Origin of the sequence: Haloparvum alkalitolerans, from assembly GCF_050122995.1 — an archaeon.
Lineage (GTDB): Archaea > Halobacteriota > Halobacteria > Halobacteriales > Haloferacaceae > Haloparvum > Haloparvum alkalitolerans.
In genome coordinates, this window is the sequence record NZ_JBNLIA010000003.1 from 217,966 (window position 1) to 238,912 (window position 20,947).

25 protein-coding genes and 2 tRNA genes are annotated in these 20,947 nt (G+C 70.3%); 17 read left to right on the top strand and 10 right to left on the bottom strand.

Annotated features, from left to right (window positions below; genetic code table 11):
* The first annotated feature begins 104 nt into the window (after positions 1-104).
* Positions 105-365 carry a hypothetical protein gene (locus tag ACQE3L_RS04635; RefSeq protein WP_426962614.1) on the top strand — a complete coding sequence of 87 codons (261 nt, stop codon included), beginning with the start codon at positions 105-107 and terminating at the stop codon, positions 363-365.
* Positions 366-445: 80 nt separating this feature from the next.
* On the opposite strand, the gene ACQE3L_RS04640 is transcribed toward ACQE3L_RS04635, so the two are convergent.
* Positions 446-1,054, bottom strand: coding sequence for an Sjogren's syndrome/scleroderma autoantigen 1 family protein (locus ACQE3L_RS04640; RefSeq protein ID WP_426962615.1), 609 nt, complete (start codon positions 1,052-1,054; stop codon positions 446-448).
* 122 nt (positions 1,055-1,176) lie between these two features.
* Positions 1,177-1,596, bottom strand: a complete 420-nt coding sequence (gene sufU / locus ACQE3L_RS04645; RefSeq protein ID WP_426962616.1) for a Fe-S cluster assembly sulfur transfer protein SufU — start codon at positions 1,594-1,596, stop codon at positions 1,177-1,179.
* 271 nt (positions 1,597-1,867) lie between these two features.
* Here sufU and ACQE3L_RS04650 point away from each other — a divergent pair, with 271 nt between their 5' ends.
* The 4 genes from ACQE3L_RS04650 to ACQE3L_RS04665 all read left to right on the top strand — a co-directional run bounded on the left by ACQE3L_RS04650 (position 1,868) and on the right by ACQE3L_RS04665 (position 6,533).
* Positions 1,868-2,761, top strand: a complete 894-nt coding sequence (locus ACQE3L_RS04650) for a hypothetical protein (RefSeq protein ID WP_426962617.1) — start codon at positions 1,868-1,870, stop codon at positions 2,759-2,761.
* A gap of 667 nt (positions 2,762-3,428) precedes the next feature.
* On the top strand, positions 3,429-4,934 hold the full coding sequence (locus ACQE3L_RS04655) for a single-stranded DNA binding protein (RefSeq protein ID WP_426962618.1): 1,506 nt from the start codon (positions 3,429-3,431) through the stop codon (positions 4,932-4,934).
* 161 nt (positions 4,935-5,095) lie between these two features.
* Positions 5,096-5,527: a histone gene (locus tag ACQE3L_RS04660; protein WP_426962619.1), complete on the top strand. Its 432-nt coding sequence runs from the start codon at positions 5,096-5,098 to the stop codon at positions 5,525-5,527.
* Between the two features lies 1 nt (position 5,528).
* Complete coding sequence (locus tag ACQE3L_RS04665) at positions 5,529-6,533, top strand: histone deacetylase family protein (RefSeq protein WP_426962620.1); 1,005 nt, start codon at positions 5,529-5,531, stop codon at positions 6,531-6,533.
* Positions 6,534-6,539: 6 nt separating this feature from the next.
* Here ACQE3L_RS04665 and cca read toward each other — a convergent pair whose 3' ends face one another.
* Positions 6,540-7,913: a CCA tRNA nucleotidyltransferase gene (gene cca, locus ACQE3L_RS04670; protein ID WP_426962621.1), complete on the bottom strand. Its 1,374-nt coding sequence runs from the start codon at positions 7,911-7,913 to the stop codon at positions 6,540-6,542.
* A 149-nt stretch (positions 7,914-8,062) separates the two neighbouring features.
* Here cca and ACQE3L_RS04675 point away from each other — a divergent pair.
* The 3 genes from ACQE3L_RS04675 (at position 8,063) to ACQE3L_RS04685 (ending at position 10,727) form a co-directional block, all read left to right on the top strand.
* A tRNA-Asn gene (locus ACQE3L_RS04675) sits at positions 8,063-8,135 on the top strand.
* Between the two features lie 86 nt (positions 8,136-8,221).
* A tRNA-Ile gene (locus ACQE3L_RS04680) sits at positions 8,222-8,297 on the top strand.
* Positions 8,298-8,429: 132 nt separating this feature from the next.
* A complete protein-coding gene (locus tag ACQE3L_RS04685) occupies positions 8,430-10,727 on the top strand; it encodes a hypothetical protein (protein ID WP_426962622.1) in 2,298 nt (765 codons plus the stop codon).
* 32 nt (positions 10,728-10,759) lie between these two features.
* On the opposite strand, the gene hisE is transcribed toward ACQE3L_RS04685, so the two are convergent.
* The 3 genes from hisE to ACQE3L_RS04700 all read right to left on the bottom strand — a co-directional run bounded on the left by hisE (position 10,760) and on the right by ACQE3L_RS04700 (position 12,010).
* Positions 10,760-11,110, bottom strand: a complete 351-nt coding sequence (gene hisE / locus ACQE3L_RS04690) for a phosphoribosyl-ATP diphosphatase (RefSeq protein WP_426962623.1) — start codon at positions 11,108-11,110, stop codon at positions 10,760-10,762.
* Positions 11,107-11,706 carry a pyridoxal 5'-phosphate synthase glutaminase subunit PdxT gene (gene pdxT / locus ACQE3L_RS04695; RefSeq protein ID WP_426962624.1) on the bottom strand — a complete coding sequence of 200 codons (600 nt, stop codon included), beginning with the start codon at positions 11,704-11,706 and terminating at the stop codon, positions 11,107-11,109. The genes hisE and pdxT overlap by 4 nt, the downstream gene beginning before the upstream one ends.
* A 142-nt stretch (positions 11,707-11,848) precedes the next feature.
* Complete coding sequence (locus tag ACQE3L_RS04700) at positions 11,849-12,010, bottom strand: preprotein translocase subunit Sec61beta (protein ID WP_058366464.1); 162 nt, start codon at positions 12,008-12,010, stop codon at positions 11,849-11,851.
* Between the two features lie 146 nt (positions 12,011-12,156).
* On the opposite strand from ACQE3L_RS04700, the gene trxA reads away from it, so the two are divergent.
* Positions 12,157-12,426, top strand: coding sequence for a thioredoxin (gene trxA / locus ACQE3L_RS04705; protein WP_058366463.1), 270 nt, complete (start codon positions 12,157-12,159; stop codon positions 12,424-12,426).
* Positions 12,427-12,498: 72 nt separating this feature from the next.
* The gene (locus tag ACQE3L_RS04710; protein WP_058366462.1) at positions 12,499-12,648 is read left to right on the top strand and encodes a 50S ribosomal protein L40e; all 150 of its coding nucleotides are present in this window, start codon (positions 12,499-12,501) and stop codon (positions 12,646-12,648) included.
* Positions 12,649-12,723: 75 nt separating this feature from the next.
* Here ACQE3L_RS04710 and ACQE3L_RS04715 read toward each other — a convergent pair whose 3' ends face one another.
* Complete coding sequence (locus ACQE3L_RS04715; RefSeq protein WP_426962625.1) at positions 12,724-13,350, bottom strand: MBL fold metallo-hydrolase; 627 nt, start codon at positions 13,348-13,350, stop codon at positions 12,724-12,726.
* Positions 13,351-13,642: 292 nt separating this feature from the next.
* Here ACQE3L_RS04715 and ACQE3L_RS04720 point away from each other — a divergent pair, with 292 nt between their 5' ends.
* The 7 genes from ACQE3L_RS04720 (at position 13,643) to hisH (ending at position 18,992) form a co-directional block, all read left to right on the top strand.
* The gene (locus ACQE3L_RS04720) at positions 13,643-13,822 is read left to right on the top strand and encodes a DUF5786 family protein (protein WP_426962626.1); all 180 of its coding nucleotides are present in this window, start codon (positions 13,643-13,645) and stop codon (positions 13,820-13,822) included.
* Positions 13,823-14,377, top strand: coding sequence for an endonuclease dU (locus ACQE3L_RS04725; RefSeq protein ID WP_426962627.1), 555 nt, complete (start codon positions 13,823-13,825; stop codon positions 14,375-14,377).
* Between the two features lie 68 nt (positions 14,378-14,445).
* Complete coding sequence (locus tag ACQE3L_RS04730; protein WP_426962628.1) at positions 14,446-15,063, top strand: uracil-DNA glycosylase; 618 nt, start codon at positions 14,446-14,448, stop codon at positions 15,061-15,063.
* A 232-nt stretch (positions 15,064-15,295) separates the two neighbouring features.
* A complete protein-coding gene (locus ACQE3L_RS04735; protein ID WP_426962629.1) occupies positions 15,296-16,357 on the top strand; it encodes a substrate-binding domain-containing protein in 1,062 nt (353 codons plus the stop codon).
* 29 nt (positions 16,358-16,386) lie between these two features.
* The gene (gene phnC / locus ACQE3L_RS04740) at positions 16,387-17,160 is read left to right on the top strand and encodes a phosphonate ABC transporter ATP-binding protein (protein ID WP_426962630.1); all 774 of its coding nucleotides are present in this window, start codon (positions 16,387-16,389) and stop codon (positions 17,158-17,160) included.
* Entirely contained in the window at positions 17,157-18,224 is a 1,068-nt protein-coding gene (gene phnE, locus ACQE3L_RS04745) for a phosphonate ABC transporter, permease protein PhnE (protein ID WP_426962631.1), read from the top strand. Before phnC ends, phnE begins: the two co-directional genes overlap by 4 nt.
* Positions 18,225-18,332: 108 nt before the next feature.
* Positions 18,333-18,992, top strand: coding sequence for an imidazole glycerol phosphate synthase subunit HisH (gene hisH / locus ACQE3L_RS04750; RefSeq protein ID WP_426962632.1), 660 nt, complete (start codon positions 18,333-18,335; stop codon positions 18,990-18,992).
* A gap of 33 nt (positions 18,993-19,025) precedes the next feature.
* Here hisH and ACQE3L_RS04755 read toward each other — a convergent pair whose 3' ends face one another.
* The 3 genes from ACQE3L_RS04755 to ACQE3L_RS04765 form a co-directional block, all read right to left on the bottom strand.
* Positions 19,026-19,331: a MazG-like family protein gene (locus tag ACQE3L_RS04755; RefSeq protein WP_426962633.1), complete on the bottom strand. Its 306-nt coding sequence runs from the start codon at positions 19,329-19,331 to the stop codon at positions 19,026-19,028.
* A gap of 633 nt (positions 19,332-19,964) precedes the next feature.
* The gene (gene npdG, locus ACQE3L_RS04760) at positions 19,965-20,633 is read right to left on the bottom strand and encodes an NADPH-dependent F420 reductase (protein WP_426962634.1); all 669 of its coding nucleotides are present in this window, start codon (positions 20,631-20,633) and stop codon (positions 19,965-19,967) included.
* Between the two features lie 59 nt (positions 20,634-20,692).
* Positions 20,693-20,944, bottom strand: a complete 252-nt coding sequence (locus tag ACQE3L_RS04765; RefSeq protein ID WP_426962635.1) for a DUF7534 family protein — start codon at positions 20,942-20,944, stop codon at positions 20,693-20,695.
* Between the last annotated feature and the right edge of the window lie 3 nt (positions 20,945-20,947).

A 20,947-nucleotide genomic window follows, 5' to 3' on the forward strand; every position in this document is an offset into this window, starting at 1 on the left:
TGGCCGCGGTCGTGTTGTCCTTTAGGTCGTATTAGGTTAACAGTATCAAATATATATTTTCGGCGGTGGATTTATGTTCTATCCCCAGAAGAAATTACTCGAAGATGAGTAAAGAAACGAGCGAAGCGGTCTACGGCGCGGCACAACACGGCTCCTCGGGCGGCGCGGACACGTACTACGGGATCCGTGAGTCGGCGTCGACGGCGGACGGCACGACCGCGGAACGGGCCGTCTACGCGAACGCCGGCTCCGGCACGGCGTGGTTCGCGGTCGCCGAGAAGTCGGCGAGCCTCGACCGGTCCGGGACGGCCACTCCCACCGGACGCGACGGCTCCCGCGCCGGCTTCGCGCTGCGGTCGGACTGAGTCACGCCCGCATTCGGCCGCGCGGTCCGGCGGGGTTTCCCGCAGGCGCGTCCGTTCGGTCCCGCGACGTGCCGGCCGGGTCAACGCAGCGCCGCCAGCGCCTCGGCCGCCTCGCGAGCCGCCTCGAGGTGTTCGCGGGCGCGCCGCGGGTCCTCGGTCGTCCGGGCGCGTTCCGCGAACGTCGCGACGGTGCGCGCGAGCGACGCGCGGGCGCCGTCGAGATCTCCTCCGGTAGACTCGGTCGGCGTCGGTTCCGACGGCATCGGTTCCGTCGGCGTCGAGTTCTCCGCCGTCTCCGGACTCCCGCTCGTCGGAGCCGCCGCCGTCTCCGCACGCTCGCTCGCCGGTTCGACGTCGACGCTCTCCCCCTCCGGTCGGGCGCCGTTCGCGGACCGCGTCGCCGCGGTCGCGGACTCGTCGCCCGTCGTTTCGGGTCGAGCCGAGTCCCCGTCGTCGGCGGGCCGGTCCGCTGCCGCGGCGTCCTGACTACCGGTGTCACAGGAGGGACAGAACTCCTGCCCCTCGTGCCGGAAGATGGGGTCGCCACAGCGGTCGCAGTGCCGGTTCGTCATCGTCGCGCCCTTCAACAGGAGCTCCGAGAGCTGCTGGGTGTGCTGTCGCTTCTCGCGGTCGTCCGCCAGCTTCTCGCGGAGCTTCTCCCGTTCCGCTTCCTTGTCGAAGTCGCTCATGGGGGGAACAACGCCGTGCGCGGGCAAAAACGCGGCGGGCCGCGGCCGGCTGCGGTCGGGTGCAGCCGGTGGCGCGGAACGGGGGGCGCGGGAGCGGTACGGCGGCAGGACCGCCGGTGGCGCTACTCCTCGGTCTTCGTCCGGTCGAGGTCCATCTCGCCGAGATGGATCTTCGCGCCGTCCTGTGCGACCTGCCGGCCGAGAACGGCGCACTTGACCCGCATCGGGGAGATGTCGACGCCGAGCATCTCCGTCACGTCCTCGGTGTCCATCTCCTTCAGCTCGTCGAGCGTCATGCCGGAGAGGCGCTCCGAGAGCATGCTCGCGGACGCCATCGAGATGGCGCAGCCGTCGCCCGTGAACGTGACGTACTCGATCGTCTCGCCGTCGTCCGCGAGCCGGACGTCCATCCGGATCGTGTCCCCGCAAGAGGGGTTCTCGCCGACGTGGGTGTAGTCCGGATCCTCCATCTCCCCGTAATTGCGGGGGTTCTTGTAGTGATCGAGGATCTGCTGTCTGTACATGTCCGAGCCCAGTCCCATCGTTACCCGAGATAGACCATACCGGTGGAAAAGCGTTCCGCAGGCCGGAACTTCCGGAGCAGCGTCGCGGTCGGTACGCGGCACCGCGCCCGCGGTCGCTGCGGAGACCGGCGTCCGCGGCCGCGCCCGCAATGCGATAATTGACAACGTCCGACAGGGTTCGGCCGGGTGACGACAATACAGCTCCTGATGCTCTGAGAAGGGAGGGGGTAAATCCAGCGATCCGGGAACTCCACCGGGCGGTAAATACCTCGCTCCCGTCGGCCGATTCATGGGTTCCCGCAAGCGACTGCTGACCCGACGTACCGTCCTCACCGGCGCCGCGGCCACCGGCGTCGCCGCGCTCGCAGGCTGCACCGGCAGCGAGGGTGAGGCGACGGCGACCGACGACGAGACGACCGCGACCGAGGGGTCCCCGGATGGCGGAACGGCGACCGAGGAGAGCACCTACGCCACCGAGGGCGACCTCACGGTCGACGCGTCCTGGGAGGGCGAGGAGGCCTCCGCCTCCGGTACCGTCACCGTCGCGGCCGACACCGAGGTCACTGCGTTCGTCGAAGCCGGCGCGGGCGTCGTCGTCGAGTCCGGCGCCGTCGTCGAGGGGTCCGTCCGCAGCCTCGGCGCGGTCGAGGTCCGCGAGGGCGCGACCGTCACGGGCGACGTGGAGGGAACGGCCGTGACGCTCGGCGACGCCACGACCGTCGAGGGCGCGATCTCCGCGAACGGCGACCTGACGGTCGGTGCCGACGCCACGGTCGCGGGGCAGGTCTCCGCCTCCGGCGCCCTGACCGCGGCCGACGGCGCCTCGTTCAGGAGCTTCGTCGGCGCGACCGGCGCGGTCGAGCTGGGCGAGGGCGTCACCGTCGAGCGGACCGTCTCCGGCGGCTCGGACGTGACCGTCGGCGCCGAGTCGACCGTCGGCGGCGGGCTCGTCACCGGCGCGTTCACCACCGGCGCGAACGTGACCGTCACCGGCGACGTGGAGGCCGCCTCCATCGAACTCGGCGAGGGCAACGAGGTCGAGGGCTCGCTGTCGGCCGACGGCGCGGTCGTCGTCGGCGCGGACTCGACGGTCGCGGGCGACGCGACCGGCGAGACGGTCGAACTCGGTAGCGAGGCCACGGTCGAGGGCGAGGTCTCCGAGACCGGCGGCGACGACGCGTAAACCGGCTACAGCGACTTTTTGAACCGCGGTTCGAACTCGGTTGTAGACCCCGCTGATCGGGAGTGAGACGTTCGGTGAATCCCAGCCGACTCCCGCTACGATTTGTGTGGCTCTGCTGTTGATCCTGCTGTTTGGAACAGCACCACCCAGAAAGCCCCAGCCGGCTCGACCGTCCGCGGCACGCTCTGCGCTCCTCGCTCCCCGCACAGCTCGCTGCGGTGCTTGAGGCGCCGGGGCCGGATCGAGCCGGCAGCCCCTTTCAGTCCCACCCCGCTCCGCACCGTAGGCCTCGCACCTCCCCAACCTCGGCCGCGGGCCGGCCGCGAAACCGCAGCGCGGGACAACCCGCGTCCCGCTGGCCTCCAGCGTGCAGTAGCGCGCTGGAGACACCGCAGGCAGCCGGCCCGCGACCTCCCTCGCGCGCGCCGACCGCAACCGTGCCACAGCACCGCGGTGGGCCGCGACAGTACGCGGCCACGCGGCGGTCGGCCGCCCGTCGCTTCCGGTCCGCCGCCGAACCCTTTTGTACGAAACCGCGGCCATGTTCGGGCATGCAGCGACCGACGCGCGAGCGTGCCGTTGGAGCGTCGAAACCGCGAGACTGCGGCGTCTCACCGGGGCAAGGACAACGCTTATGCGCGGGCTCACCAACTCACGACGTAGGATTATGGGAGTGATCGAGGACGTCTACGAGGACCTCGACACCGACGTCGCCTACGAGGAGTTCGAGGCGGCCGTCGAGGACAAGGTCGAGCAGATGGGGGGCCTCGCGGACGAGGAGACGGCGGCGATGCTCATCGCCCACGAGCTGAAGGACGGCGAGGCCGACACGATCGCCGACATCGAGCCGGGCATGGACGAGGTGAAGTTCCTCGGCAAGGTGACCTCCATCGGAGAGATCCGCACCTTCGACCGCGAGGGCGACGACGGCGAGGAGAGCGAGGGTCGCGTCTGCAACGTCGAGATCGCGGACGCCTCCGGCTCCGTCCGCGTCGCGCTGTGGGACGAGATGGCCGTCGCCACGGAGGAAGAACTGGAGGTCGGCGACGTGTTGCGCGTCGCGGGCCGCCCCAAGGAGGGGTACAACGGCCTCGAGGTGAGCGCCAACAAGGTCGAGATCGACGAGGACGCGGAGGTCGACGTGCAGGTGCTCGACACCTACCAGGTCGAGGACCTCACGCTCGGCGCCTCCGACGTGGATCTGGTCGGGAAGGTGCTCGACACCGACTCCGTGCGTACGTTCGACCGCGACGACGGCAGCGAGGGCCGCGTCGCCAACCTCACCGTCGGCGACGAGACCGGCCGCGTCCGGATCACGCTGTGGGACGGCAAGGCCGACCTCGCGGAGGAGTTCGAACCCGGCGAGGTCGTCGAGATCGTGGACGGCTACGTCCGCGAGCGCGACGGCGACCTCGAGCTCCACGTCGGGGATCGCGGCTCCCTCGAGCGCGTCGACGAAGAGGTGGAGTACGTTCCCGAGACGACCGATATCGCGGACGTGGAGCTCGACCGGACCGTCGACATCGCTGGCGGCGTCATCGAGACCGACCCCAAGCGCACGTTCGACCGCGACGATGGAAGCGAGGGACAGGTCCGCAACGTCCGGATCAAGGACGAAACCGGCGAGATCCGCGTCGCGCTGTGGGGCGACAAGGCCGACGCCGACATCGATCTGGCCGACCGCGTCGTCTTCACCGACGTGGAGATCCAGGACGGCTGGCAGGACGACCTCGAGGCGTCCGCGAACTGGCGCTCCACGGTGAGCGTGCTGGACGGGGACGCGGCGACCGGCGGGTCGGCCGGCTCCGCGGACCCTGCGGACTCCGCGGACGCCGCCGGCGACGAAACGGGACTCGGCGCGTTCTCGGACGACGGTGGCTCGGCTGGCGGCTCCGACGGCGGGTCGTCGGACGCCGACGTGGGGTCCGACGACGCCGGAAGCGCGGCCGTCTCGGGCGGTGCGACCGGCTCCGGCGGCGCGGCCGCGGCGACCGCGGAGGCGGGCGAAGTCGAGTTCACCGGAACCGTCGTGCAGGCGGGCGAGCCGGTCGTGCTCGACGACGGCCGGAAGACCAAGAGCGTGGAGACGGACGCCAACCTCCGGCTCGGCGAGGAAGTGACCGTCCGCGGGACGGAGCGGGACGGCACCATCGACGCCGACGAGGTCTTCTGACCGGCGGTCGAGCCGGCCCCTCGCGACCGCTCGTCCCGTTCAATCCGCCGGCGCGAAAACGAGCGTCTGAGCGACGCCGATGGGGCGGATCGGTGGTTGAGACGGCGTTACACCGAGACGCAACGGAAACCGTTATACGGGGCAGGTCCCCGTGTGTGGGTATGAGTGTCGAGCTACCGTTCGCCCCGGTCGACCAGATAATCCGGCGCAACGCGGGCGACCTCCGCGTGAGCGCCGGCGCGGCCGAGGCGCTCGCGCGTCGCGTACAGGAGCACGGCGCGACGCTGGCCGAGGACGCGGCCGAGCGGGCGACGGCGGACGGTCGGAAGACCCTGATGGCGGCGGATTTCGGCGTCGAACAGGTCGTCGACCGCGAGGACCTCACGCTCCCGGTCGCGCCGGTCGACCGCATCGCCCGGCTCCATATCGACGACCGCTACCGGGTCGGGATGGACGCCCGGATCGCGCTCGCCGACATCCTCGAGGACTACGCCGACAACGTCGCGAGCGCGGCCGCGACCCTGGCGCACCACGCCGACCGCCGGACGATCCAGGCGGAGGACATCGAGACGTACTTCGCGCTCTTCGAGTAGGATGCAGTTCGGCTACAACGAGGTCTGTCTCGACCACGATACCGGCGAACGACACCCCGAGACCGCCGACCGGCTCCGGGCGATCCGCCGCGGGCTCAACAAGCGGCACGGCGTCGAGTACGTCGACGCGCCGCCCGCGAGCCGCGCGGCCGTGGAGGCGGTCCACGACGAGGGATACGTCGGCGAGTTCGAGCGGTTCTGCGCGGACGGCGGCGGTAACTGGGACCCCGACACCGTCGCCTGCGGGGCGACGTGGGACGCCGCGCTCGCCTCGGCCGGGCTCTCGCAGTGGGCCGCAACCGCCGCGCTGGAGGGAGCCGACGGCCGGAAGACGCCGTTCGCGATCGGGCGACCGCCGGGACATCACGCGGTCGAGGAGGACGCGATGGGCTTCTGTTTCTTCAACAACGCGGCGGTCGCGGCCCAGACCGCACTCGACGACGACCTCGCCGAGCGCGTCGCGATCTTCGACTGGGACGTCCACCACGGAAACGGCACGCAGGACATCTTCTACGACCGCGGCGACGTGTTCTACGCCTCCGCTCACGAGGACGGGCTCTACCCCGGCACCGGCGCGGCCGACGAGACGGGCGAGGGCGACGGCGACGGAACGACGCTCAACGCGCCGCTTGCCGCCGGAGCGGGCGACGCGGACTACGCCCACGTGATCGAGGGGGCGCTCGCCCCCGCGCTCGACCGCTTCGACCCCGACCTCGTCATCGTCTCGGCGGGCTTCGACGCCCACAGACACGACCCCATCTCCCGGATGCGCGTCTCCTCGGAGGGATACGCGCTGATGACCGACCTGCTGCGCGACGTCGCGGACGCCTCGGACGCGGCGCTCGCGTTCGTGCTCGAAGGGGGCTACGGCCTCGACACGCTGTCGGAAGGCGTCGCGATGGTTCACGAGACGTTCGACGGGCGGTCCCCGGTCGCTCCCGACGGGGAGCCCGACGAGGCGACGATCGACCTCGTGGAGAGCCTCCGGACGCGGTTCGACCTGTAGGGTCCCTCAGGGCCGCGGATCGAAGTGCTCTCGCAGCGCGTCGCCGAACCCGTCCGCGAGCGCCGCCACGTCGTCGCCGACGAGCACCTCCCGCTCCTCGAGCGCGGTGGCGACGTGGACCCCGAGCCCGACGTCGAACACCGCCTCGCTTGCGAGGAACGCCGCGGCGGTCGTGAACTCTCGCTCCCGCTCCACGACGTAACGGTCGCCGTCGAGGAAGGGACCGTACGCGTCCGCGTCGTCGCCGTAGGCCGCGTAGAATCCCTCGGCGTGGTCGCGGACGTGGACCGGCGGCCCGCCGTGGGACTCGACGGTAGGTCGCTCCGCCACCGAGAGTTCGGCGAACAGCGCCGCGCGGTCGCCCTCCGCGTCGACCATCGCCCGCGAGCGGAGTGGCTCGAACCCCCGATCACCGAGTCCACCCACGATCCCCGAGAGCGATTTGCGGAGCTGCGGCCACAGCTGGTCGGGGACCAGGTCCGGCGCGTCGAAGACGACCGCGACGGGCGTCGTCCCGCGCCGGTCGATGTGCTCGCGCACGTCGGCGGGCGAAAGCGGGTCGCGTTCGGGCGGGAAGAACCGCTCCTCGGAGGGGTCCCGGAGCAACGCCCGGGCGTGGTGCTGGAGCCGGGCGACGTTCTCGGCGTCACAGACGGCGGCGACGTTGCGCTCGGGGTCGGTGGGGTCGATCACCACGAGCGGGTCGTCGAACGTCCGCTCGGCGTGGTCCTCGGGGTCGAGTTCGACCGGCGGGCGCCAGTCGGCGGCCGCCTCGACCAGCGGGACGAACCCCCCGTACTCCGCGACGAGCAACTCGGTGAGGTACCCCGAGAAGCCGCGCGTCCGGAGGTCGCTCCCGTAGGCGCCGACCCCCTTCAGGAACCGTTTGGCGAGGCGGACGCCGTCCGCGAGGTCGTCGTCGAGCCGCGCCTCCAGGTAGGCGTTGTGGAAGGGCGTGCGGTCGACCGCCGACTGGATGGCGGTCGCGTCGGCCACGTCGTAGCAGGGGACGAGATCCACGTCGAAGCCGCGGTACTCGCCTTTCACGTAGGGGTGTTCGGCGTACTCCTCGTGACCGTCCGGAAGGACGTGGTGGCCCACCTCCAGTCCGTAGGTCTCCAGCTCCTCGCGCGGGAGGTCCGGCGGGAAGCGCACGAAGAGGTCGATGTCGCGGTCGCCCGCGAGCCACGTCCCCCGCGCGGTCGAGCCCACCTGCACCACGTCCGCCTCGACCGGCAGGTCCGCGACCGCCTCCCGGGCGCGGTCGGACAGCGCCGCCGCGACCGACGCGAGCCGTTCCCGCTCCTCGGCGTCCGGAGTGACGCGCTCGCGGACCGACTCCAGCACCGCCGCGAGTTCCGCGTCGTCGGCCTCGCTCATGGGCCGGCTTCTCCGCGTCGGCGTGAAAGCGTGTCGGTCGTCGGGCTCCCGGTTCGATAACTGTACGCACGGTTCGTGGCGACGCGCGACGACGCCGTCGGGCGGAAACGAAAGCCCTATCAAAACGTCCGCGCTACGAATGGATGCGTGCCGAAGTAGCTCAGTTGGTAGAGCGCCTCGCTGTTAACGAGGCGGTCCCAGGTTCGAGTCCTGGCTTCGGCGTCTTCTTTCGATCTCACCCGGACAGTTCCGACCCTGTGTCTCCGGTCCGATACGCTAAAGGGACCGCTCCGGCTACCTCGGAGTGCGGGCCTTTAGCTTAGTCTGGCCGAAAGCCCCCCGCTCATAACGGGGTGAGCGCCGGTTCAAATCCGGCAGGGCCCATGCCTTCTCCAGTCGCTGCGCGTCCCGTCGCACGCCCGCTCCCCAGAAGGCTTATTGCCGGTACTCCACCTTCACCGGTAGAGATGGACCGCGAGCCACGGCCGACGAACGCGTGTGCGCCCTCCACCAGCCATGACCGGTGAGGACGCCCCCGGCGTCGACCGTCGGACGGTCCTCGGCGCGGTCGCGGGGCTCGGCGCCGCCTCGCTGTCGGGCTGTTCCGCGCTCGACCGCGGGGACGACGCCGAGACCACGCCCGCGGACGACGACCGCGCCCGCGAGCTCGCGGAGCGGTTCGCGCCGACGCTGTACTTCGACGCCCACGAACGCTGGTTCCCGACGGACCCGCGTCCCTACACGAGCGAGGAGGAGGGTGAGACGGTCGTGGACGGCTTCGACGCCTTCGACGGCTACCACGAGCGGTTCGACGGAAGCGCCGACGGCGAGGACGGCTCTCCGACCCCGCCGAACCCGACCGTCTTCTACCGCGCGGTCGAGTACGCGGACTCGCCGCTGTCGGTCGCCCAGTTCTGGTTCTACTCCGCGTTCGACCAGTTCACGACCAACTTCCACTGGCACGACTGGGAGGTGTTGCACGTCTTCGTCGACGACGAGGCCGACGAGCCGCAGCTGTTCGTCGCGAGTTCGCACTCCCGGAAGGTGCCGAACAACGAGTTCCTCGACCCGGAGCCGGACGCTGTCCCCCGGATCCTCCCCGAGTTGGGGTCACACTCCAGCACGCTCTCGATCAACGACGTGCCGGACCGGTTCCAGCGCCTGCCGGACGGCGACCTCCTCGCGGACGTCACGAACACCGCCATCGAGGGGATCGAGGACCTCTCGGAGGTCCCGCTCGCGTACGGGCTCCCCCGGGACGAGGGATGGCGGCTCCCCTACGTCGTCCCCGAGTACGAGGGCGCGCCGCTCCACGAACACGAACGGCTCCCGTCCGTCACCCGGGAGTCGCTGGTCGACGAGGCGCTCACCGTGCGCTCGCTCGACGCGCTGCAGTCGCCGCCGACCGACCTCCCCACGCGCGAGACGGGGCTGGTGTTCCGCCCCGCGGCGAGTGAGGGAGCCGGCGGAAGGAGCGACGCCGCGGGCTCCGAGGCCGACCTGGAAACGGACGTTGCCTACGACCTCGTCCCGACGAGCGAGATCGAGCACATCGCCGCCTTCACCGGTCCGCAACTGAGCTTCGAGTTCTCGGTCCCGGAGGCGGTCGAGGACGCGGTCGCCGGCCACATCACGACGACCGGCGTACCGTGGGACCAGCCCCGCTACGAGAACCCCGCGGCGGACATCACCGCCCGCAACCACCGGGCCGAGCTGGCCGACCGCTACGACGCCGTCGGCGAGGCGGGCGGGCTCAACGCGGTCGTCACGCGGGTCACCGAGGCGGTCACGAACGAGGACGCGCCCGACGGCGAGGGGCTGACCACGGTCGCCGGCGGCGTGGAGTCGGTCGTCCTGCTGGAGAGCGACCCCGAGGCCGTCCCGACGTTCGGCGGCGTCGCGGCCGTGCAGGACGTGGCCGCGGGCGAGCACCGCCTCACCGTCAACGGCGCCGGCCGCGCCCCGCACAGCGAGCGCGTGACGGTCGCGGACGAGGACGACGCGCCCACGGTCGCCGGCGTCGCCGGCGAGGTCCCGCTGGTCGCCCGCGAGAACGCGACGAAGCTGACGGTCGGCGGGGACGCCGGGAGCGACGACGGGGGAGCGGAGACGGCGACCGACGAAACGGCGACCGACGGAACGGCGACCGAAGCGACCGCGACGGAAGGAACGGCAACCGAGGAGACGGAGGGGGCGGAGAGCGCCTCGGGGGCGGCCGCGTCCCTCGCCGCGGTTGCGGTCGAGGACGACTTCGCCGGCCGGATCTACGACTCGCCCGCCGCGGGGAGCGACGCGCTCTACGTCCACGCGGGCGGCGCGTACACGACCGAGGTCCGCGACGTCGACGACGCGGTGGGGGCGTACCGCGTCAACCCCGACCCCGACTCGGAGGACGGAGTCAGCATCGACCGACCAGAGACCGGGAAGGCGCCGCTGGCGGCGTTCCTCGCCGACATCGCCGCGGAGACGCGGGCGGAGGTCGCGGCGCTGGTCGACGAGGACGGCGACGAGGATGACGACGACAACGGAACCGGTGGCACGGCCGGCGGCTCCGGGAACGCGGTGCAGGGGCTCGCTCGCGCGTTTCAGGCCGTGGTCGACGCGGCGGAGAAGGCGGCCGAGCGAGCGCAGGCGGGCGACCGCGGCGGCACGGACCGCCAGCTGGAGGTCGTCGCGGAGCGGCTTCAGCGGGCCGGCGACAGGCTCGCGGAGGCGAGCGACGACGTGCCGGACCCCTTGTCGCGGGCGGCCGAGCGCCGACTCGAACAGGCGGACCGGCGGGCGACGCAGGCGCGGGAGTCCGAGAAGCTCTGAGCCGGGCCAGGGCGGTCCGAGCCGGCCGGCCCTCAGAACCGGTCCGCGAGCTCGCCGCGCAGGTCGTCGAGGTCCACGTCCTTCATCGCGAGCAGCACCAGCAGGTGGTAGACCAGGTCCGCGCTCTCGGCGGTCAGCTCCTCGCGGTCGTCGTCCTTCGCGGCGAGGATTGTCTCGGTCGCCTCCTCGCCGATCTTCTCGAGCACCTCGTTTTCGCCCTTCTCGTGGGTGAACAGCGAGGCGGTGTACGACCCCTCGGGGAGTTCGCGCTTCCGGGCCTCGATGGTCGCGAACAGGTCATCGAGCACGGCGTCGGGGAGCTGCTCGGCCGCGTCCTCGGCGACCGTGGTTCCATCGTCGGCCCCCGGCTCCGGGTCGCTCACGCCTCCACCTCCGCGTGCTCGTCCGGGAAGAAGGCGAGCTCGTGGATCCGGTCGTCGCCCGTCAGTTCGGGGTGGAAGGAGGTACCGACGATCGGTCCCTGCCGGACCAGCACCGGTCGGTCCTCGACGGTCGCGAGCGTCGTCACGTCGTCGCCCACCTCGTCGATCAGCGGCGCGCGGATGAACACCGCGGGGAACGGCTCGTCGAGACCCGCCACGTCGATACGCGCCTCGAAGGAGTCCTTCTGTCGGCCGAACGCGTTGCGGTCGACGGTCACGTCGAGCAGGCCCAGGGGGTCGACCCGCTCGTCCTTCGCGTCCCGGGAGCAGACGATCAGGCCGGCACAGGTCGCCAGGACGGGCTTGTCGGCCGCGACGTGGTCGCGGATCTCCGGCGCGATCCCCTCGCGGTGGATCAGCCGGGAGATGGTGGTCGACTCGCCGCCCGGCATGCACAGCACGTCGCAGTCCGGGACGAGCCCCGCGGCCCGGATCTCCACGACCTCCGCCTCCTCGCCGTGCGCGGCGGCCGCGTGCCGGATCGCGTCGGCGTGCTCGCTCACGTCGCCCTGCACGGCGATGACGCCTGCCTTCATGTGCGAACGTGCGGCGGGGACGTGCAAAAAGGGCGCGCTCGCTGGCGGCGCTCACGGGAGACGCTCACGGGGAACGATCACGAGGGCCGCTCGACGACCCGGCGGCTCGCGAGGGGTCGCGGCCGCGTCGAAAAGGGAAGACTCAGACCGCCAGCGAGACGATCTGGACGAAGACGCCGAAGAGGACGGCGAACGCCAGCACCGTCTTGGGGTCGATCCTGATGGCGTTGCGGTCCTCGGACTCGAAGTAGCGGACGAGGCCCGCACTGGACATCAGGCCGCCGGAGTTCTGACCACTGCTCATACACGGCTCTGCGCCGCGCATCCGCCTAAACGTTTCGTCTCCGTCGAGTCGCGGCCGCCGCGGGCGGGGCCCTCGGCCGCTCGTGCAGGGGTCGTGGACGGGTGGGAAACCCTTATGCGCGCGCCGCGGTTACCCGTGTTCGCACAATGACCGTTCGACTCCTGGACTTCTACGCCGACTGGTGTGGCCCGTGTAAGACGCAGGACCCGATCCTCGAGGAGATCGTCGAGGAGCGCGGGGACGCCTTCGAACTGCAGAAGGTGAACGTCGACGAGGAGCAGGACGTCGCCAACCAGTACTCGGTCCGCTCGCTGCCGACGCTGATCGTCGAGAACGACGACGGCGTCGTCGACCGCTTCGTCGGCGTCACCCAGAAGGAAGACATCGACGCGGCGCTGAGCGAAGCCGGCGCCTGAAGTCGGTTTTTCGGCCCGTCTCGCCGGACTCGTCTCGCAAGCTTTTACAGCGCCCGCGCACTCTCACTCCACATGGCCAGTTTCGACGCCGCGGAACGACGCAACCTCGACCGACAGATCTGCATGCGCTGTAACGCCCGCAACGCCTCCGAGGCGAACCGCTGCCGCAAGTGCGGCTACACGAAGCTTCGCCCGAAGGCGAAGGAACGCCGCGCGGCGTAATCGGGCGACCGCGGCCGCGATTCTCCCGACACCGAACCTCGCCAGCGACCGCGTCGAGGCGACCGCTATCGACCGCTACTCCTCGGGGTACTTCGGCTCCCGACGCGCCGCGCGCTCGCGGGCTCGGGCGATGACCTCGCGGACCGTGTCGCCGCCCTCGCTCTCGCGGTAGGGGTCGCCGTGGCCCGGATACATCGCCGTCACCGACTCCGGAAGCCGGTCGAGGATCTCGTCGAGGCTCTCGATGAGGCGCTCCCGGGACTGGCCCGCCATGTCGGTGCGGCCGAAGGAGCCGTCGTCGAACGCGCCGTCGTTGTACACGACCACGTCGCCGCTGTAGACCCGTCTCTCGCCGAGGAACGCGACGTGGTCGGTGGCGTGGCCCGGCGTGTAGACGACCTCGCAGGCCTCGTCGCCGATCAGGACCTCGTCGCCGTCGTCGAGCGCGACGTCGCGGCGCGGATGGTCGCCGTAGGCGTACAGGTCGGCGTCGAACGCGTCGAGCACCGCGTCGAGTTCCCCGACGTGGTCGCCGTGCTGGTGGGTCAACACGACGCGGTCGAGGTCGGCGACGTGGTCGGCGACGACCGCCTCGACGCCCGGCATCGTTCCGGCGTCGACGAGCGTGGTTGCCTCGCCCTCGGCGAGGTACGCGTTGCAGGTGAACGCCTCGGCGTCCGCGGTGACGTTTCGCGGTTCCATGTCGCGTCTTTGGCGCGGCCGTCGTAAAAGTGGACGCGGTCGTGGGGGCGCAGTCGTGAAGGCGCGGTCGTGGGGGCGCAGTCGTGAAGCGCGGTCGTGGGGACGCAGTCGTGAAGCGCGGTCGTGGGGGCGCAGTCGTGAAGGCGCGGTCGTGGGGGCGCAGTCGTGAAGCGCGGTCGTGGGGACGCAGTCGTGAAGCGCGGTCGTGAGGGCGCAGTCGTGGGGCGCGGTCGTGGGGCGTGTTCACATCGTCCCGGGGGTTTTTCCGTGCTGATCGTCTATACGCAAGTGTATGGGCTTTGGGAGCTACGATGAATCCGAACAGGAGAACCAGGACCTCGACGCCGACTTCGAGAACGACGACGGCGTCCGAACGTCTCAGGCCTCCCACGAGGGAGACATCAACTTCGAGAACGGCGCCTCGAACGACGAACTCCTCGACAGACTGGCGGACATCAAGTCGGACGAATAGGTGAAACCGGGTAGCCGCTCGCTCGGGGTCGCCTTCCGCGACGCCGACGAGCGGAGCCGCATCGCGGGCGCCGTCGTCCGTGCCGACGGCGTCCTCGACGGACTCGCCTACGGCGGGTGCTCCGTGGGCGGTCGCGACGCGACCGCGAGCGTCGCCGCGCTTTTCGACAGACTCGACCGCGAGGACGTTCACCGAGTCCTCTGTGCGGGCGTCGCGCCCGCGTGGTTCAACCTGATCGACCTCGAGGCGCTTCACGAGACCGTGGACCGCCCGGTTCTCTCGGTCTCCTTCGAGGAGAGCGAGGGGCTGGCGGGGGCGCTCCGCGAACAGTTCTCCGGTGACGCGCTCGAGGACCGACTGGCGGTCTACCGGTCGCTGCCGCCGCGGCGGGCGGTCGCGGTCGGCGACCGGACGCTGTACGTCCGCGCCGTCGGACTGGCCGACGCGGACGCGGCTGCGGTCGTCCGCGAACTGACGCGGGAGGGGCGCCGACCCGAACCGGTGCGGGCCGCCCGCATCGCCGCCCGGGCGTACCACGACGCGCCGGAGCGGTGACGTCCACCGGCGGCGGCCGCGCTCCCGAACCAACCCCGTTTTTGAGGCTCGGCCGCGCTCGGTCGAACATGAGCGACGACGCCCCCGCCCGAGGCCTCGACGACGACCTCTGCGTGCGCGAGTGCGAGCGCTGCCCAGCGCTCGTCGACTCCCGGAGCCGCATCGTCAACGGCGTCGGACCGACCGACGCGGCCCTGCTGTTCGTCGGCGAGGGGCCGGGCGCCACGGAGGACGAGGAAGGGGAGCCGTTCGTCGGCCGCTCCGGCGACGTGCTCGACGAGGCGCTCCGCGAGGCGGGGCTGGCGCGCGCGGACGTGCGGATCACCAACTGCGTCCGGTGCCGCCCGCCGGAGAATCGCGACCCGCGGAGCGAGGAGCTCGCGAACTGCCGGGGCTACCTCACCGAGGAGATCGACCGCGTCGACCCCGAGCTGATCGTTCCGCTCGGAAAGGTGCCGAGCGAGCATCTGCTCGACCGCGACGTGGCGATCACCTCGACGGCCGGCTCGGTCGTCGAGGCGCGCGTCGGCGGCGCGGCGCGGCGCGTCCTGCTGTGCGTCCACCCCGCGGCGACGCTGTACGACCGGAGCCAGCGCGAGGGGTTCTTCGAGGCGGTCGCGGAGGCGGCCGACCTCGCCGGCGCGACCGAAGGGACCGGCGGGCAGTCGCGACTGGGTGACTACTGATCCCGAGCCGTCGATCAAAAACGGCGGTTCCCGATCCGCCGACCGAAAGCCGCGGCTCCCGATCCGCCGACCGAAAGCCGCGGCTCCCGATCCGCCGACCGAAAAGATCTTTATAAACAGCACGCGGCCGCTCCGTCCCGTTTGATCGTCGGTCGAGGGAGTATTGAGACGTACGTTCGGCTCCGCTACAAACATAGAAAAGACTAAAAATGGTGCGTCGCTCTCAACACCCATGTCCGACAACAGGTGGTCGGCGAATCGGCGCACGTTCCTCAAGACGACTGGCGTTGCCGGAGCCGTTGGGCTGGCGGGCTGTACCGGCGGCGACGACGGGTCCTCCGGCGGGACCGAGGACGGCTCGGGTGGCGGGACCGAATCCGGCGGGACGACCGGCGAGGTCGCGGACACGCCCACCGCGCAGTTCATCCTCAACCCGGCCGAGGCGGACGTCGAGATCGAACAGCAGTACCAGCCGATGTTCGAGTACCTCGAGTCCGAGGTCGACGTGGAGATCGAGTCGGAGCGCGCGGCCAGCTACACCGCGACGCTTCAGTCGATGCGCAACGACCAGGGCGAGATCGCGGACATCTCCCCCTCGGCCGTCATCGCGGGCGAAGGCGTCGTCGACGTGGTCGGCATCCGCATCGCGTACGGTGCGGCCCAGTACTTCTCGACGATCACCACGACGCCGGACAGCGGCATCGGCGGACTCGCTGACCTCGAGGGCGAACAGATCAACTTCGGCGACATCCTCTCGGTCTCCGGGACGCTCGTGCCGCTGACGATACTGCAAGACGCCGGCCTCGACGTCGGGACCGCACCGGACGGGGACGCGGAAGACTTCGAAGCCGCCTACTCGGATCACACCACCTCCCGCACCCAGATGGTCAATCGCGAGGACGTGGCGGCCGCGTGTACGGGCGCGTTCTCCTCGGCGCCCTACGTCCCGCAGGAACAGTTCGAGGAGATGTCCCAGGACTTCGTCGACATCTCCGCGGAGTACAGCGGTGCCGGCGACGCGATCGAGGAGGAGGGCGTCGAGCTCGAACTCCTCGCCGTCTCCGACCCCATCCCGCGTGCGCCGCTCGTGACCCGGAGCAACTGGGATAGCCCGGTCAAAGCCGAGATCGAGGAGGCGATCCTCAACGTGACCGAGGAGGACCTCAGCCACGGCGAGGACTACGAGGGCGAGCCGCTATGGTTCACCGGCGTCGAGGACGGGTCCATCGAGGACTACGAGATGATCCGGACCGTGATGGACGAACTCGGTCTCGAGTTCGAAGACCTTTCCTAACCCCTCGATTAACCCCTCTTACACCCTACATGAGTCGTATTACAGTCGACGGTCTCACCAAACATTACGGTGAAACTGTCGCGTTGAACGACGTCTCTTTCGAGATCCCGTCCGGCGAGTTCGTGATCGTCCTCGGCGTCTCGGGATCGGGAAAGTCGACCCTGCTGCGGTGTATGAACGGGTTGACCCCGATCACCAGCGGCGAGGTACGCATCGACGGAACACCGGTCACGCAGCCCCGTAACGACACGGCGATGATCTTCCAGCAGCACAACATCATCGGGCAGCTCAGCGCGTACGGTAACGCGTTGACCGGCGCGCTCAACCGAAACGGGTTCCTCCAGAGCCTCCTCCAGTTCCAGCCGAAGGCCGACAAGTATCAGGCGCTCCAGGCGCTCGAGACCGTCGGCCTGCTCGACGAGGCGCGTCAGCGCGCCAGTCAGATGTCCGGCGGACAGCAGCAGCGCGTCGGCATCGCCCGCGCGCTCGTTCAGAACCCGGACATCATGCTGGCCGACGAGCCGGTCGCGAGCCTCGACCCGGGAAGCGCCCAGCAAGTGATGGGCTACCTCCGGACCGCGGCCGAGCGCCGCGGGCTCACCTCCGTCAGTAGCCTCCACCAGGTGAACCTCGCCCGGAAGTTCGGCGAGCGATTCATCGGACTCCGCGACGGCGAGAAGGTGTTCGACGGCTACCGCGACGAGGTGACGATGGACGTGATCGACGAGATCTACGGCGACATCGACACCGAGGGCATGTTCGCGGAGACGGACGAGGACACGGAATCGGAGGCGACAGCATGAGCGGCGAGAGCGCGGCCGACGCGGCCGACGACCCGACCGATCCCGAGGACATCGACGCGAGCGACGTCAGCGGCGCCGTCACGGAGCAGTACGAGCGGATCGTCCGCGCACGCAAGGTGCGGGCGCTGCTGGCCGGCCTCCTGATCCTCGTGGTCGGCTACTTCTTCGCGAACGCGCTGTACGCCGTCGAGCTGTTGCAGGCGAACCTTCCCCAGTACTTCGGCACCTTCCTCGAGGCGCTGCAGGACTTCTTCCCCTTCCTCGTCAGCGTCGAGGGGTTCCCGTGGATCACGTTCAATCCCGGCGGGTTCCTGGAGTACTGGGCGTTCATCCAGGAGCGCAACCTCATCTACAACCCGGAGGCGTCGCTGACCGACCCCAGCACGGGCGGTCCGCTGGCGCTGTTCGGTGAGGCCGGCATCACGCTCTCGATGGGCTTTGCCGGCACGATCATGGGCTTCCCGCTCGCGCTGCTGTTCGGCATCCTCGGCTCCGGCCGCGTGACGCCGTTCCCGTTCAACTTCATCTTCCGCGGCGTGATGTCCTCGATCCGCGCCATCCCGGCGCTGGTGTGGGCGCTCATCTACGTCCCCCTCGGCGGGATCGGCCCGACGACCGCGACGCTGGCCATCGCCACGGACACGATCGGGAACCTCGGTCGCCTGTTCACCGACGAACTGGAGGAGATCGAGGACGGTCCCATCGAGGCGATGCGCACCACGGGCGCGAACAAGCCGCAGATCATCGTCTTCGGGATGCTCTCGCAGGTGACGACGCCCTTCATCGCGTGGACGCTGTACATCTTCGAGATCAACGTCCGGATCGCCGTCTCGCTCGGGATCATCGGCGGCGGCGGACTCGGACAGGTACTCAACGTCCAGCAGGGGCTGTTCGCGTTCACCAACATGATGGCGACCATCCTCGTCATCCTCGTGTTGATCATCTCCGTCGAGATGTTCTCCCAGCGGCTCCGGTCCCGCCTCCGCGGCGAGGACGAGACGCAGGGGTTCATCGACCTACTGCTCGGCTTCCCGCAGCGGATGGCCGAGTCGCTGCTCAAGTAGGTCGCCGCGGTCACGTTTTCTACCTCCTTGCGCCTGGTCGGCGAGTCCCGACGCCCCGCCGACTGCCCGAAGGGAAACCGCTTTTTCCCCGCTCGCCCGAGTATCGGTATGAGCATCCCCGAGCCTCCCGCGGAGGCGCTCGCGGACGTGGTCGTGGTCGACTACGGCCTCGGCAACCTCCGGAGCGTCACCCGCGGGCTGGAGCGCGCCGGCGCGAGCGTGGAGATAACCGACGACGTCGACGCCTTCGCGGCCGCGGACGGCGTCGTCCTCCCCGGCGTGGGCGCGTTCCGCGAGGGGATGGAGAACGCCGGCCCCTACCGCGAGGCGCTCGTCGAACACGCCGAGGCCGGCCGCCCCCTGTTCGGCATCTGTCTCGGCATGCAGATGCTGCTCACCTCCAGCGAGGAGGCCGACCGGGAGGGGCAGGGCGACGTGGAGGGGTTAGACCTCATTCCGGGCACCAACCGCCGCTTCGAGGTGGACGAGAAGGTGCCCCACATGGGCTGGAACGAGCTCCGCGTCGAGCGCGAACACCCCCTCGTCGCGGGCGTCGACGGCGAGCACGCCTACTTCGTCCACTCCTACTACGCGGACCCCGCGGCCGACGACGCGGTGGTCGCCGCGACGGACTACGGCGTCCGCTTCCCGGCGGTCGTCGCCAACGAGACGGGCAACGTGTTCGGGACGCAGTTCCACCCCGAGAAGAGCGGCGAGACGGGGCTGCAGATTCTGCGGAACTTCGTCGAGTACTGCGCGGAGCAGTAGGGTTCGACGAATCGGGGCGGCGAGCGCGGCCCGTCAGGCGCCGGACCCGGCGTCGCCCGTCTCCGCGATGCGGCGCTCGTACTTCTCCATCGACTCCGCGAGCGCCGCGTCAGCGTCCACGTCCGCGGCCGCCGCGACCGACAGCAGCGCGAACAGCGCGTCCCCGACCTCGTCGCTGGCGAGGTCGACCCCGTCCGGCGCCGCGCCGTAGTCGGTCGAGACGGTCGCCTCCTTCGCGAGCTCCCCGACCTCCGACTGGAGGTCGAGCAGGCGGTAGGCGAGCGGCGCGTCGAGGTCGTGCTCGTCGAGAAACGCGGCGACGCGGTCTTGCTGATCCATGTCTCCGAGCGTGTGAGCCGGGAGTGATGAATGTTCGGTGCTGACTGATTCCGATACTGAGTGTTGCAGACCGATTCAGACACATCGCTTTTCTGAGACTCGCGGCGGTGCGGTGCAGTCGCGGAGCGTTGCGGTTGCGGTTGCGGTGCCGTACTGTCGGCGCGCGCCGCGGCGCCCCTGTGGCGCCGCGACCGCGCGAGGGAGGCGGCGGCGCGGCCGCCTGCTGTGCGGTGTCGCGGCCGCGCCGCCGCCGAGGTTGGGGAGGTGCGAGGCTGCTGTGCGGGGCGGTTGCGGTGCGGTGGGTGGGACTGAAAGGGGCAGCCGGCTCGAGCCCGCCCCGACGACGTAAGCACCGCAGCGGGCGGTGCTGAGAGCGAGGAGCGCAGCGAGGCGCGGCGCGGTCGAGCCGGCTGGGGCTTTCTGGATGGTGTTGTTCCACGCAGCAGGATCTGCAACAGAAACAAAAACCGCGTCCAGAGAGCCGGCTGGGGCTTTCTGAGTGTTGCCGTCCCGATCAGCACGATCGACAGCAGCCACAAAAACACCGCCCAGTGACACAAAAAAGACACAAACACGCCGCTATACCCAGTATCGCTGTCGAGGGATCTACCGAGACACGACCGAGGTATCGCGTTACTCGAAGCGGACGCCGAGGTCGTGCATGCGGTCGTTGTTCATCGCGACGTTGACCAGAAGCGGCGTCAGCGCCTCCACCTCGGGCGCGTTCGCGAGACCGCCGGCGTCGAGCGGGCGGAGCCCCTCGATCCCCTCGGCGAGCAGGCGGACGATGTCCTTCGCGTCCTCGTCGTCGCCGACGAGCAGGGTGTCGATGCCGAGGTCGGCGTCGAGGTTGGAGAGGCGGTCCGCCGAGAGGTTGTGGAACCCGCCGATCACGGGCGTCCCCTCGGGCGCCGCCTCGGCCACGATGCGGGTGACGCTGCCCGCGCCGGGCTTGTGGTAGTGGAACCCCTCGTTGTCGCGCTTCATCCCCACCGCGGGCGAGACGAGGACCGTGTCGTCGTCGAGCCCGTCCGCGACCGCCTCGACCGTGTCGCCGACGTGGTACGGCGGGACGGCGAGCACGACGGCGTCCGCGCGGTCGGCGGCCATCGCGTTGTCGAAGCCGAGCACCTTCGCGTCGACGCCGCGGCTGTCGAGTTCCGTCTCGTACTCCTCGGCCTTCGTGCGGGCCTTCTCGGGGTCACGCGAGCCGATCAGCACCTCGTGGTCCGTGTCGTGAGCCCACCGGAGCGCGAGGCCGCCCCCCACGTCGCCGGTGCCGCCCAGTAGCGCGATTCGCATACGGACAGTGCGCCCGGCCGCGCCTTAGGGGTTGCGCGACCGGCGGGGTTCGCCTCGGTTCACTGCCGGCTCTCGTCGTCTCCCGCGTCGGCGTCACCCTCTTCGGCCGGCGGGAGCCCCAGCGCGCCCCGGAGGCGGTCCTCGCCGCCGCGGTAGACGGTCAGGTACGCCGCGACCGGCGCGAGCACGAAGACGGGGCCGACGACGTACGGCTGGAGCGAGGGGTCCCCGGCCGCGACCGCGCTCCCGACCGCGAAGCCGAGGAAGTCGAACGCGAGCATCCAGACGACGAAGCGGCCGGTCGGGGTCACGGA

Excerpts from the sequence above, each read along its gene's own strand:
- ACQE3L_RS04650 (WP_426962617.1), top strand. The coding sequence starts at position 1,868 with ATGGGTTCCCGCAAGCGACTGCTGACCCGACGTACCGTCCTCACCGGC.
- ACQE3L_RS04735 (WP_426962629.1), top strand. The coding sequence starts at position 15,296 with ATGTCCGACAACAGGTGGTCGGCGAATCGGCGCACGTTCCTCAAGACG.
- hisH (WP_426962632.1), top strand. The coding sequence starts at position 18,333 with ATGAGCATCCCCGAGCCTCCCGCGGAGGCGCTCGCGGACGTGGTCGTG.
- ACQE3L_RS04660 (WP_426962619.1), top strand. The coding sequence starts at position 5,096 with ATGAGTGTCGAGCTACCGTTCGCCCCGGTCGACCAGATAATCCGGCGC.
- ACQE3L_RS04640 (WP_426962615.1), bottom strand. The coding sequence starts at position 1,054 with ATGAGCGACTTCGACAAGGAAGCGGAACGGGAGAAGCTCCGCGAGAAG.
- cca (WP_426962621.1), bottom strand. The coding sequence starts at position 7,913 with ATGAGCGAGGCCGACGACGCGGAACTCGCGGCGGTGCTGGAGTCGGTC.
- ACQE3L_RS04730 (WP_426962628.1), top strand. The coding sequence starts at position 14,446 with ATGAGCGACGACGCCCCCGCCCGAGGCCTCGACGACGACCTCTGCGTG.
- ACQE3L_RS04720 (WP_426962626.1), top strand. The coding sequence starts at position 13,643 with ATGGGCTTTGGGAGCTACGATGAATCCGAACAGGAGAACCAGGACCTC.
- trxA (WP_058366463.1), top strand. The coding sequence starts at position 12,157 with ATGACCGTTCGACTCCTGGACTTCTACGCCGACTGGTGTGGCCCGTGT.
- ACQE3L_RS04700 (WP_058366464.1), bottom strand. The coding sequence starts at position 12,010 with ATGAGCAGTGGTCAGAACTCCGGCGGCCTGATGTCCAGTGCGGGCCTC.
- pdxT (WP_426962624.1), bottom strand. The coding sequence starts at position 11,706 with ATGAAGGCAGGCGTCATCGCCGTGCAGGGCGACGTGAGCGAGCACGCC.
- ACQE3L_RS04635 (WP_426962614.1), top strand. The coding sequence starts at position 105 with ATGAGTAAAGAAACGAGCGAAGCGGTCTACGGCGCGGCACAACACGGC.
- ACQE3L_RS04715 (WP_426962625.1), bottom strand. The coding sequence starts at position 13,350 with ATGGAACCGCGAAACGTCACCGCGGACGCCGAGGCGTTCACCTGCAAC.
- npdG (WP_426962634.1), bottom strand. The coding sequence starts at position 20,633 with ATGCGAATCGCGCTACTGGGCGGCACCGGCGACGTGGGGGGCGGCCTC.
- ACQE3L_RS04685 (WP_426962622.1), top strand. The coding sequence starts at position 8,430 with ATGACCGGTGAGGACGCCCCCGGCGTCGACCGTCGGACGGTCCTCGGC.
- ACQE3L_RS04755 (WP_426962633.1), bottom strand. The coding sequence starts at position 19,331 with ATGGATCAGCAAGACCGCGTCGCCGCGTTTCTCGACGAGCACGACCTC.
- ACQE3L_RS04665 (WP_426962620.1), top strand. The coding sequence starts at position 5,529 with ATGCAGTTCGGCTACAACGAGGTCTGTCTCGACCACGATACCGGCGAA.
- ACQE3L_RS04710 (WP_058366462.1), top strand. The coding sequence starts at position 12,499 with ATGGCCAGTTTCGACGCCGCGGAACGACGCAACCTCGACCGACAGATC.
- ACQE3L_RS04655 (WP_426962618.1), top strand. The coding sequence starts at position 3,429 with ATGGGAGTGATCGAGGACGTCTACGAGGACCTCGACACCGACGTCGCC.
- phnC (WP_426962630.1), top strand. The coding sequence starts at position 16,387 with ATGAGTCGTATTACAGTCGACGGTCTCACCAAACATTACGGTGAAACT.
- phnE (WP_426962631.1), top strand. The coding sequence starts at position 17,157 with ATGAGCGGCGAGAGCGCGGCCGACGCGGCCGACGACCCGACCGATCCC.
- sufU (WP_426962616.1), bottom strand. The coding sequence starts at position 1,596 with ATGGGACTGGGCTCGGACATGTACAGACAGCAGATCCTCGATCACTAC.